Raw genomic sequence first — 11,084 nt, 5'->3', positions numbered from 1 at the left:
GTTCAGTCGGCGAAGGTCGGTCTGACTACCGTCTGAGGGGTGTCATTTCAAGGAATCCGCAGCTTGGAGCTGTTTTCCTGTACTACGGCCACCGTCCCTAGGCAGAAGACGATCAACAGCGAGGCTGCGTCTAGGAGATCTCCGCCGAGCGGGGAGAGACCCAGCAATCCCGTGATCCGATGGAGGTGCATCATCGGCACGAAGGCGAAAGCCAAGGTGAGCCAAGACAAGACCACACCCCTAGTCAGCGCCAACGACGCGGCCGCTGCTGCGGAGATGGTCACCAGGGCGATGTCATAACTAAGGTGCACAGGCAGGAGATAGATCGCTGCGGGGATCACCAAGGCAGCCAGCCGAGGTGCAGGACGGCGGTACCAGATCAACAGCAAGCTGCTCCCGAACAGCATCATGGAGATCAGGGCGGGGACTGGGCCGGGGTGCTCTCCCATGATTCGGACCGCGAGCCCGGCTATGTCCACGCGGTGACTGTTTGCGGCCAACAGCCCCGTGGGCGCATCAGGCGACGAAGCGTGGCGGGTGACACGGATGATGGAGCCGATGAAACCCGAAGGACCCCCCGCTGCAACGACACATGCAATGAGGGCTGGAAGGGCGGACGCCACTGCCAACACCAGGCCACGAGCGACGGTGCGCCATTCACGCAGCGCCAGCAGGAAGAGGAGAAACGGGACGCCGAACTGGGGTTTGAGGACTGCCAGCGCGATGCCAATCGCGGGCTTCCAACCACGTTCACCATCGGGATGGTCCAGTGACACGAGGGTCAGGGCGATTCCAATGACCACCAAGAAGCTCGAGCCCATACCGCGAGCGGGAAACCAGATCTGGAACCAGATCGCCAAGAGAGGCGCCGCTATGCACGCCCAGCGAGGTACCGCCCAGCGGGCAAGCATCCGGGCGAAAAGGAACGATATTCCTGTCATGGCTAGCAGGTACACCACTGCTGCCCACTTGTGGGGCATCCAGCCGATCGCTGCTGAGATCAGCAGCCATGCGGGAGAGTAGGGGTCAAACTCCTGAGCCCATGGGTGGGCTGCAAGGTAGGGAACGGGGTCGTATGGGTTGCCGCCTTGCCACAGATAACGCCCTGGGACAACGACTAGGTCGCGGAAGTCCAGCAGCGTTCCTCCCGGCTCACGCCAGTCGACGCCCAGAGGCTTTGCGTTTGTGACAAGGTTGTGGATGTTGATTCCAGCGGCAACAGCTGCGAGTACCCACAGGATTTTTTGGCCCAAAAGGAATCGTGATGACGATGAGGGCCGAGGGCAGTGCACGCTGCTCATGAGCATTCAATCCAATCGGCGTGGTAGCTGAGATCTTGTACAAGGGGTTTTGCCACGATCGGAGACGTCGCTTGGAGATGGCAATCAGGAGTCGCGCCAAGCTGGACAGAGACTCTCCCAGGCCGCGCCGGACGAAGCTCCACATGCGTGCCTGCGGGCGCGACGTACTCGTAAGACTCTTCCCCAACTGTGAGCCGCACCTTCTCCTCGTGAGGGAGAAATGTCACCACTTCGACTTGGTTTCGGGGGCGAACCGCAGCGCCCCCCAGCGTTGGGTGCATGCTGCGAGAGGCACGTGTGGCCTTGGCTCCAGGCTGATGTGGACGGTATGTGAGCACAACCTGACGCGCCCGTTGGGGCGAATCACCATCGCCGACATCGGCAAGACGGCGGATCATTGCAAGCCAAGCTCCCTGGTTGTTGCGAGACGGGGCGAGCTGGGTTCCTTCTGCATAGTCATTCCAGGTGATGAGCTGTGTCCATTCCGCTCCGTGGTCATGTGCTGCGGACCAAGATTGGCGCAACGTCGCGGTGTTCTCAGCCTCCGCATACAGACCCGACGTAGGGCGGACATCCTGGGCTGCCACTGGGGCGATCCACTCCCGGTCGAGATCACGGACCCGCTGTGCTGCTTCACCCTGTTTGCTTGCATCGCTCGGGGTACGTCCTCCCCACGTGCCGATGGCCTTGGCCAAGGGGGCGACAGAACTGATGTTCTGGGAGGAAGAATCAACGAGAGTTGCATGGAAGTCGACCGGGCTCCCGGTCTTCGCTTCGAGGGTGGAGATGACATCGCGCCACCAAGTCATCTCCTTCTTCTCCGTGGCGAAGCTCGCAAGCACGGGCGCCTCGCCACTGGCTTGCACTGAGGGGTGGGCGAAGACGGGCGCCAGGCGACGGCCAACCTCGTCAGGGGGCAGCTGGCTGAACTCGGTAGTGGCGTCGATAGTGGGAACGATATGGAAGTTGACTTCGTCCGCGGCACCGAGGAGTACTTGGAAGCGATCCCATTCAGGGCCCGAGACATTCTGGAGATTCACCATGAAACCGCTGATCCCAGCCGACTGTGCCGTCTTGATCTCGTGCAGGTAGTTCACCTTGATGAAATCACCCTGCTTCGGGCCCCCATTCAGCGGTCGGTCACGCAAGTAACCGCCAGCCAAACGATGTTTTCCGTTCTCGCCATTCGGATCGAGCCACTCCTTGGCGTAGTAGTCCTGCCCCTCGGGCTTGTTGTCGAGGGACAAAGGGAACTGGAGCATGTAGTGGGCGAGCAGAGTGGGACGTTTTCGAGGCGGGGGAGCGTCGTCCTCCGAAGGACCTTCAGAGCAACCGCTCAATACGAGACCGACGACAAGCGCGAGAGCAACCGCCTTGCCCCACGTCTGCTTCCAATTGATGGCCACTTCAGGCGATGGCGCGGCTGGAGCGGGGTTTTTCCGTCCTGCTGCGCATGCGGTCCGCGAGGATGGCAGCGATCATTCCCAAGGCCGTGCCGCCCACAACTCCGAGACCGAGCAGCAGGGAGGTACTCGGCCCGGCACCTACAAGAGCCGGCGTTGCGGGAGTCAGGATGTCAGCCTTCAGGGTGCCCATGTTCTTGACCTCGAAGGTCGCGAGTGACGGGATGTGCTCCTGGAACTGGCTTGCCACCTGATTGCAGATGTCCGATGCCTGCTGGGGATCCTCTGCAGAGCAGGTGATCTCCATGACTGTGGAGTCGGTGGTGGTGGATGCCTTGATACGCGAGGCGAGTTCGTCAGTACTCTCCGTGAGCTTCAGGGTGTCCACGACCGGCTGGGTAACCTGAGGCGAGACGACGACGGATTCGTAGGACTTCATCTGGTCTCGCACATAACCGGCTCCCTGAGCCAGGTCGGTGACCGACTGGACGCGATCCAACGCTACGTAGAGGGTGGCCGTCGACTCGTACGTGGTCTTGCGCGCGGCCGAGTAACCGAGTGCTGCCAAGACGCTCACCAGCACGACCGCGAGGACCACATACCAGTTGCGACGTAACGCCTGCCAGTACTCAGACACCATGATGAATCTTCCCCCAAGATCAAGAATGCTGGAGCATCGCCGTTCGTAGGAACGGCATGCAGCTCCACACACTATCTCCGACTGGGCTGAGGCCCACGTCGACTGGGGAGGTACACAGGTGGGTCTCAGCCTGGCGTCTAGCCGCTTCCGTCACTGGTTAGACTGGCGACGATCTTCGCCCGAGTGCGGTGCGTCTCAACAGTCTGGAGAAGTCGTGAACCCCGTCAGGAGTAGTACGCGTCGCGCATTGTTGCCTCTTTTCGGGCGCGGGCAGCGATCAGCTCCTGTGCTGGGAATGGTTGTTCTGATTTTATTGGGGTTGGTGCTGCCGACGACAGTCATCGCCTTGACCCGGGGCGGATGGAATAGCGGTCAGCCCATCCTTGCCGTCGCTGTCATGGTACTGGCAGCCATTCGTTTTTCCGACATCTTGTGGTCCTCGAGAGTGCATCCGCACGAGATGATTTTTTGGCTCTTCACCTACGTTTTTTTAGGGATGGCGCCTCTGGTTCAAATTCGTGAGCGTGTCACTCTGGAAACCACTCCAAATGTAGATCGAGACCTATACGTCAGAGCATTCCTAGTTGTTCTGGTCGGCTGTCTGGCGTTCATTGCTGGGGCCGCCCTCAAGTCTGCCCGGGTAGCGAGAGCTGATGGCGGTGTTTCTCCATCGTCTGCCGCGAGTGTCGTAGAGTACTCGATGCCGAAGGTTCGACTCTTGCTTCTGGGTGCTACGGCTGCCACCGGGTTCTACCTGCTCAAGTTGGGTGGAATTGGTGCTCTCTTCATGTCGCGCTTCGAGCTGTCCGACCTTTTGGAAGTAGCGTTTCCCGAGACCTTCCAGGCGACGATAGTCGCTGCCGCCTCAAACATGGGTCTTCTCGTATCCTTCTGCGCTCTGGTGTTGGCAATGCGCTCCCGCTTCAGGGGAATCCCCATGGCTCGCCTTGACATGGTGCTGATGTGGGTGGCTGGAGCAATGCTTCTGGTGGTGGTCAACCCGATCAGCAGCCCGCGCTATGTCTTTGGCACCGTGGCCCTTTCGTTCTTGGCTGTGCTTGGTGCACTTGACGTTCCCAAGCGCTTCAGGGTTATCTCACTGTTCGCCATGTCGGCCTTCCCGATTCTTTTTCCCATCCTTGACTCTTTTCGGGTGGAGACTTCCGGGGGGCTGGAGAAGGTCGCCCCTCTGGAGGCAATGCTTTCGGGGGACTTTGACTCGTTCTTCCAGATCGTCAATGGGGTGGAATACGTCGAGGCTGAAGGCGCTGCTAATGGTCGACAGCTGCTTGGGGTTCTTCTATTCGCTGTCCCTCGCAAAATATGGCCAGAAAAGCCCGTGGATACCGGCATCTTGCTTGCCAACTTCAAGGGGTACGACTTCACGAACCTTTCCGCACCTCTATGGTGTGAGTTTTTCGTGAACGGGGGATGGCTCTTCTTGGTTCTTGGAATGTTCTGTGTCGGGTATCTGCTCCGCCATCTCGACCTTGAGTGTCAGAGAAGTCTCGCCATCTTCGGACATCTTCCGCTCTTGGCATGCATTCTTCCGTTCTATATGCTGATCCTCCTCCGCGGATCGCTTCTGCAGGCCACTGCGAATTTGTTCATCATCCTGTTGTCGGTGGCCTTTATTCGGCGCTGGCGGAGGAGGGATGACTCCAGTCTGCAAGCCGTCTGAGACGGGATAATTCCAGTGAGGTTGCCCCAGGTTCCACGTATGGGGCAACCCCACTGCTTTGGCGTATCAGCGAAGGCTGGACGATGCGACGTACTGCAGGTCCTGAACTGCGGGAGAGGAAGTCACCGTGTCGTCGGACTTGACTGCGGTCGTCTGCTGGCCGTCTCGCGAGACCGAGGCGCTCACCGTACCCATCTCCAACGGGAGCGTGTGGACACTGACTCCAGCTGGCGCGGGCCACGTCTTGGTTCGGCCTCCGACGGTGGCCGTGACATCGCCCGGAGCGGTCAGAAAAGCCATGACCTCAACCTGGTCCACCGCTCTGGAGCTGTTGTCCCTCAGTTCCATGAGAGTGGACTGGCCCGCCGTGGGCTGCGCGGACGCTGGCTGCTTGCGGTGTGTCAGGACCAGTGAGTCGCGGGTGATGGTGGGCGTGGAGCCAGTCTTGAATTTCGAAAGGTAATAGGCGCTCGCGTCCAAGAAGGCCCAGCCATGCTCTTGGCTGGGGGCAAAGGCTGTCCCCTCGGAATAGTCGTTCCAAGTGGTCATCTGGACGTAGTCAGCTCCTTGGTCAATGGCGAGCTCCCAAGACTTGCGAAGCGTGGCAAGGTTGACCGACTCGTCATAGATGCCTGCCGTGGGTCGTTGGTCCTGCACGGCGACAGGCTGCATCCACTTGAGGCCTAGCGCCTTGGTGCGCGGCCCGTACACTTCGTGGACATTGGCAGGGCTGCGGCCACCCCACATGGAGAATCCGTAGGAGATCTTCGCGAAGCTCTCGGGGTCGGAGGGCCAGTCGATGAAGGTCGGCATGAAGGCAACGGCTACGCCGCGCGCCTCGAGGGCGGCAATCGTGGCCTGCCAGTAACTGGCGTTCTTCAGGTCTGCGTAGAAGGGCGACAACATGAGGCGTCCATCATCCAGACGATGTGCGGAGGGGTGGTCGGCCACCTTCTTCACTAGATCTGCCATCTGGTCGGGCGGGAGCCAGCCGATGGTCGTCATGTCCGGCATTGGAACGATGCTGAACCCGCCCTCGGCATCGGCGGCCCGCAACATGCTCTCGGCCTTCTTCCAATTGATGCCGTCTACGTCCATCAGGTTCAGGGTCCACCCATCGATGCCTCCCTGCTTTGCCTGCTGGATCTCAGTGCGGTGATCTGCCAAGACGTAATCGCCATCGATCGGCTTCCTGGGCAGGGGACGGTCTCGCAGGAGGCCACCAGAGGCCGCAAACTTACCCCCTTCTCCGGATGCCTTGAGGTAATGAACGCTGTAGTAGTCGCTATCTGCTGGCTGGTTGTCGATTGAGATGGGGTAAGGCGTGAAGTAGTGGGCGAAGACCTTTCGGCCATGGGAACTCTGTGCGGTCATGCTGAAGCTTCTCGTATCCCCCTTCGAGTCCACGCCGGCTGTGGGCATGGTGGCGGGGGCGGTTGGCGTGATGCTTGAAGAAGTGTTTGCGGGAGCCTCTGCTGCTTGCGCAGAGGTCTGCACGAGGCCGCCTCCAACAGCTAAGGAGGCCAAGCAGAGCATGGACGTGACGAGGTGGGCGCGCGTTGCACGCAGGCATTGGGTTGACATGATTTCCTTAGGAGGTGTAAGGCGACCCCGTGATCGCGCGACAACCTTAACCTGAGGATGTGCTGATGCCAAACTTCAGGAAATTCCAAGGAAACGGTGTTATTGAAGCCCCCTCCGGGGGGCACTTGGACAATCGTGGGGGATCGGATCTGACTCTGGCATCGCCCGAGCGGGGCGGCGCAGTTCGCGTCGGTAGGCGATCGCGTATCCGATCACCCAACCGCTCATCGTGACGAGTGCGGTGGTCAGCATGCTGACCCCGATGGGATCGCGCCACGGAATGACATGGTTCACGGTCCAGGGGAGACTGATCAGCACCGTGAGGACAACCACGGTGAAGCGAATCAGTGCCCCAAACCTCTGGTAGCCGAGCGCCAAGGTGGCTGCGTTCACCGCAGCGATGGCGGTGCCGAGGATGCCGTTCACCGCGACGATGAGAGCGATCCGGGGAAGATCCGGGTGGGAGACCTTTGCGATGTAGATCATCGCCGGGATGCCGATCATGACGTAGAACAGGACCCCAAGGCCCAAGGCCGCGGTAAGACGAAGCGTCTTCCGGTTCAACGCTCGCAGCCCGGCACGGTCCGCGGACTGCCAGGAATCCAGGCTGAACGCGGTGAGGATCGTAGTGAAGATGATGTTGAGTGGACCCATGGCGGTCTGCAGGATGCGGTAGGGGCCAGCTGAAGTGTTGGCAACGTAGAGCGTTGCAACGAAGAACGGCAAGAGCGTGGCAAAGGAAGAGAAGGCTGCGTCGAGGGCTCCCCATCGGCCGAAACGCCAAGTCTCCGCCAATGACTGCGCGGGCAAGGTGCCAACTTCGCGGTTCCGGGACAGGTAGGACAGACCAATGGCGAGGGCTGCCCCAACCGCGAGGGACCAGAAGAGAAGGATTCCGGAAGCCGTGCTGGGTAGACGCCCGCTCAACAAGCCCACTGTGATGATGGCAAGCGCGGCGATGTCGGCGATGAGGGCCCCTTGCGTCTGGTCGCGGCTCATGAGCACTGAGCGCAAGCCATCTTGGGCAAGCAAGGCCGTGGAGCAAACTGCAAGCGTCGCCCACCACTGGATGTGGCCAACTCCATTTCGCGGAATCAGCACCGCCATGAGTGCCGCGACCGTGACTGCTACCGACGGTGACAGCAGCCCGACCCAGCCAAGTGGAATCCTGGCTTTCCCGGTCTTGCGCTGGGCTGCCATCGCCGGGCTCCAGATCGCCGTGCGGACGCTCTGGGTCAGCATGACCAAGACCAACTGGGCCAAGGAGAAGGAGTCGAGCGGGCCGGCTCCAAGGGACCGAGAAGCCGCGATCACGACGATGACATTGGTCAGCGCGGTCACAGCCGTGTCGAAGAGCAACAGGGCATTTCGACCGCCCATGCGCCCGATGGGCAACTTCTCCAGCAGCTTGGCCATGCGTCGAATCTCCCCCGAGTTGATGTGGCCGTCAGCTACGAGGCCGTCGTCGAGCATAGGTGTTGGCTGAAGAGATCCCCAGTCTGAGCGGGGCCATCCTCAGCGGCCCCATAGGGTTAGGGCATAGCATTTGGGCAATCGATGACGGGGGAGTCGAAATGACCGAGCATGCCCGCCTCTTGTGGGTCACGAATCTGGCGGCGCCGTACCGTTTGCCGGTCTGGGAGTCTCTTGGGGAACGTTGCCAGCTTCGCGTCGGCCTTCTGGAGAGCTCGGCGCGATTGGCACGGGACACCGCCGCGAACCGGGGGGCGGACTGGGGGCGTGGCGTAGCTTCCGCCTACGAGCAAGTGGAGTACTCAACGGTGCGCGTCGCTCGAGGCGAAGACCGTCATTACACCTTGACGTCAGCCGGAGCCCTCAGGGACGTCGCACGTGCAGATGCCGTCCTGTTGGGGGGATGGGATTCCCCGGCCTATTGGCAGCTCCTGGGGCAGGCAAAGCTCATGAGGAAGCGCACCATCGGGTTCTACGAGAGCACTCTGGCCAGTCAGGGGCGGCGGACCGGCCTCATCGCCGCCGCGCGGGCGCGTTACTTTCGGGCAATGGACCGGGTCGTGGTGCCCGGTGTAGCCGCCCAACAGGCTGTCCGGTCCATGGGGGTGGCGCCGGAGCGGATCCTCACGGGATTCAACGCCGTTGACGTCGAGGCGTTCGCGGCTGCGTCTGGGCGGCGGGAAGATTCTCCAGGGCATCGGTTCCTCTACGTGGGGCAATTGATTGCCCGCAAGAACGTCGAAGGGATCGTGAGGGCTTTCGCTGCCATGGCAGGGCCGCAGGACACGCTGACTTTCATCGGGAGGGGCGAGCTTCACGAACGGTTGGTCGAGGTGGCCGACAAGAGCGGCGTGTCTGATCAAGTCACCTTCGTCGACTACTTGCCTTATGCAGACCTTCCGGCCGAGATGGCCAAGCATGACACCTTGGTGTTGGCCTCCCATGTGGAGGTCTGGGGTTTGGTTGTCAACGAGGCGCTGGCGTGCGGCCTTCAGGTTGTCGTCACACGGAACTGTGGCGTTGCGCCATCTGTGTCCGAGATGCCAGGGGTCTTTGTGGGGCCGCTGGAGGAACTAGAGGGCCTGATGAAGACCGCGCAAGAGAAGTACTCGGGGCACATCGAGTTTCCGCCAATTCTTGAACATACGCCCGAGGCTTTCGCCAGTGTGTTCGCTGATGCTTTGGAGCAGGTGACCAAGCCTCTTGCTTAATGGCACGGTCACCTCGAACTGATTCTGGGGGATGAAGTTATGAGTAAGGCAACACAAGCACGCCGACATTTCAGGCGCTTGGCTGAGTTCACCGGCAAGGGCTACGACAAGGGGCGGCCAGCCGCCGTCTGCGCAGCTTGGGCACTGGTCGCCGAGCCGCTCACGCGCTCGATCGCCTGCCCGCCATCTGTGAGGGTCAAGGTGCTTCGAGCCTTCGGCGCCCAGATCGGCGAGAACGTCAATATCCGAAACGACGTGCGTATCCACTGGCCGTGGAAGCTGACCGTGGGTGACAACACCTGGATCGGGGTGGGTAGCTATCTGCTCAATCTGGAGCCGATCACGATCGGTGAGGACGTCTGCATCTCCCAGCAGACCTTTCTGTGCACCGGGAGCCACAAGGCCGACGACGTGGCTTTCGAGTTCGACAATGCACCGATCGCCGTGGAGGACGGAGCCTGGGTTGCGGCGCGAGCAACTGTGCTGCGCGGAGTGACGATCGGTCGAGATGCCGTCGTTGGTGCCACCGCACTCGTGTTCAAGGACGTTCCCGAAGGTGCCCGGGTCCTGGCACCGCGTAGCGAGGTCAAGGAGCCCCTGTCGTGAAGATCATCCAGATTGCCACCGTCATCACACCCGAGAATGCCTATGGCGGACCCACCACCGTGGCGTTCAACCATTGCCGGGCACTCATCGAAGCAGGGCACGACGTGACGCTCGTCGCGGGAGCGAGCGGTTTCGATGGGGCCCTGCCGACCACCTATCAGGACGTGCCAGTCAAGCTCTTCCCCGTTGTCCAGGCGCTGCCGGGTGCAGGTTTCGCGGGGATGGCAAGCCCGAAGATGCTGGCTTGGTTGCGCACGAATGCCAAGGACGCCGACGCAGTGCACGTGCACTTGGCGCGGGACTTCGTCACCTTGCCCGCTGCGGCCCTGGTGCAGAACTTGGGGATCCGTACTTGTGTCCAGACTCACGGAATGATCGACCCTTCCGACAAGTTGCTGGCCAAACCGCTTGATGCGGCGCTCACTCGACGAGTGCTGCGTGCCGCCGCGCGGGTCTTCTTCCTGACCCCCGTCGAACGGCAGGGGGTCATTGACGTCGCCGGTCCCCGGATTCGCGTGGAGGAACTTCACAACGGGCTCAATGCCGACTCGATGCCGAGTCCGCGCGAGCACCAGCACATCACCGTGCTGTACTTGGCGCGGCTGCAGGCGCGCAAGCGCCCCCTGGTCTTCGTGGAGGCGGCCACGGAGTTGGCCCCCGAATTCCCGGACGTGCACTTCCGCATGGTGGGCCCGGACGAGGGGCAGGGGGACGAGGTTGCTGCCGCGATTGCTACTGCAGGTTTGGGAGAGCGCCTGCGCTGGGATGGCCCGGCGGACCGAGAGGGCTGCCAGGACGCGATGTCCACGGCAGACATCTATGTCCTCCCGTCTGTCGACGAGCCCTACCCGATGTCAGTCCTCGAGGCCTTGGCCGCGCGTCTGCCTGTCATCTTGACCGACACCTGTGGGCTTGCCCCAGCCGTCGCACGAGCCGATGCCGGCACCGTGACGACCCATGACCCAGCCGAGATCGCTCCCGCGGTTCGCAAGTACCTGGCGGATGCGGAACTGCGGCGGCTTACGGCAGACCGAGCCCAGAAGCTGATCCGCGACGAGTTCTCCATGGAGCCCATCGTCAACCAGCTCCTGACTGCTTACCGGGGGAAGTGATCGCGCGCCGCAGGGATTGGGGCTGAGTGCTTCCTGTGATCAGGCCGCCGGAAGCCCAACCCTGCCATGAAGT

Annotated in this window: 9 protein-coding genes; 4 read left to right on the top strand and 5 right to left on the bottom strand. The window is 61.5% G+C overall.

Annotated features, from left to right (window positions below):
• Positions 1–47: 47 nt before the first annotated feature.
• The 3 genes from ACOAMO_RS02590 to ACOAMO_RS02580 form a co-directional block, all read right to left on the bottom strand.
• On the bottom strand, positions 48–1,301 hold the full coding sequence (locus tag ACOAMO_RS02590; RefSeq protein WP_420176039.1) for a glycosyltransferase family 87 protein: 1,254 nt from the start codon (positions 1,299–1,301) through the stop codon (positions 48–50).
• On the bottom strand, positions 1,298–2,563 hold the full coding sequence (locus ACOAMO_RS02585; RefSeq protein ID WP_420176038.1) for an endo-1,3-alpha-glucanase family glycosylhydrolase: 1,266 nt from the start codon (positions 2,561–2,563) through the stop codon (positions 1,298–1,300). The genes ACOAMO_RS02590 and ACOAMO_RS02585 overlap by 4 nt, the downstream gene beginning before the upstream one ends.
• Positions 2,564–2,708: 145 nt before the next feature.
• Entirely contained in the window at positions 2,709–3,341 is a 633-nt protein-coding gene (locus ACOAMO_RS02580) for a YveK family protein (protein WP_420176037.1), read from the bottom strand.
• Positions 3,342–3,639: 298 nt separating this feature from the next.
• Between ACOAMO_RS02580 and ACOAMO_RS02575 the strand changes: the two genes are divergently transcribed.
• Positions 3,640–5,025, top strand: a complete 1,386-nt coding sequence (locus tag ACOAMO_RS02575; RefSeq protein WP_420176036.1) for a hypothetical protein — start codon at positions 3,640–3,642, stop codon at positions 5,023–5,025.
• Between the two features lie 66 nt (positions 5,026–5,091).
• Here ACOAMO_RS02575 and ACOAMO_RS02570 read toward each other — a convergent pair whose 3' ends face one another.
• On the bottom strand, positions 5,092–6,399 hold the full coding sequence (locus ACOAMO_RS02570) for a glycoside hydrolase family 71 protein (protein WP_420176035.1): 1,308 nt from the start codon (positions 6,397–6,399) through the stop codon (positions 5,092–5,094).
• Positions 6,400–6,708: 309 nt separating this feature from the next.
• On the bottom strand, positions 6,709–8,025 hold the full coding sequence (locus tag ACOAMO_RS02565) for a hypothetical protein (protein ID WP_420176034.1): 1,317 nt from the start codon (positions 8,023–8,025) through the stop codon (positions 6,709–6,711).
• A gap of 158 nt (positions 8,026–8,183) precedes the next feature.
• Between ACOAMO_RS02565 and ACOAMO_RS02560 the strand changes: the two genes are divergently transcribed.
• The 3 genes from ACOAMO_RS02560 to ACOAMO_RS02550 all read left to right on the top strand — a co-directional run bounded on the left by ACOAMO_RS02560 (position 8,184) and on the right by ACOAMO_RS02550 (position 11,011).
• On the top strand, positions 8,184–9,293 hold the full coding sequence (locus ACOAMO_RS02560) for a glycosyltransferase family 4 protein (protein ID WP_420176033.1): 1,110 nt from the start codon (positions 8,184–8,186) through the stop codon (positions 9,291–9,293).
• Positions 9,294–9,371: 78 nt separating this feature from the next.
• Positions 9,372–9,899: a DapH/DapD/GlmU-related protein gene (locus ACOAMO_RS02555; RefSeq protein ID WP_420176032.1), complete on the top strand. Its 528-nt coding sequence runs from the start codon at positions 9,372–9,374 to the stop codon at positions 9,897–9,899.
• Complete coding sequence (locus ACOAMO_RS02550) at positions 9,896–11,011, top strand: glycosyltransferase (RefSeq protein WP_420176031.1); 1,116 nt, start codon at positions 9,896–9,898, stop codon at positions 11,009–11,011. The genes ACOAMO_RS02555 and ACOAMO_RS02550 overlap by 4 nt, the downstream gene beginning before the upstream one ends.
• The last annotated feature ends 73 nt before the right edge of the window (positions 11,012–11,084 follow it).

Source organism: Luteococcus struthionis, from assembly GCF_048595755.1.
Lineage (GTDB): Bacteria > Actinomycetota > Actinomycetes > Propionibacteriales > Propionibacteriaceae > Luteococcus.
The sequence above is the reverse complement of the archived record's forward strand: the minus strand, read 5'-3'. Positions and strand labels throughout refer to the sequence as shown.

What these genes read in the sequence shown, in the direction of transcription:
- ACOAMO_RS02570 (WP_420176035.1), bottom strand. Translation starts at nt 6,399, where the DNA reads ATGACCGCACAGAGTTCCCATGGCCGAAAGGTCTTCGCCCACTACTTC.
- ACOAMO_RS02560 (WP_420176033.1), top strand. Translation starts at nt 8,184, where the DNA reads ATGACCGAGCATGCCCGCCTCTTGTGGGTCACGAATCTGGCGGCGCCG.
- ACOAMO_RS02585 (WP_420176038.1), bottom strand. Translation starts at nt 2,563, where the DNA reads ATGCTCCAGTTCCCTTTGTCCCTCGACAACAAGCCCGAGGGGCAGGAC.
- ACOAMO_RS02590 (WP_420176039.1), bottom strand. Translation starts at nt 1,301, where the DNA reads ATGAGCAGCGTGCACTGCCCTCGGCCCTCATCGTCATCACGATTCCTT.
- ACOAMO_RS02565 (WP_420176034.1), bottom strand. Translation starts at nt 8,025, where the DNA reads ATGGCCAAGCTGCTGGAGAAGTTGCCCATCGGGCGCATGGGCGGTCGA.
- ACOAMO_RS02575 (WP_420176036.1), top strand. Translation starts at nt 3,640, where the DNA reads ATGGTTGTTCTGATTTTATTGGGGTTGGTGCTGCCGACGACAGTCATC.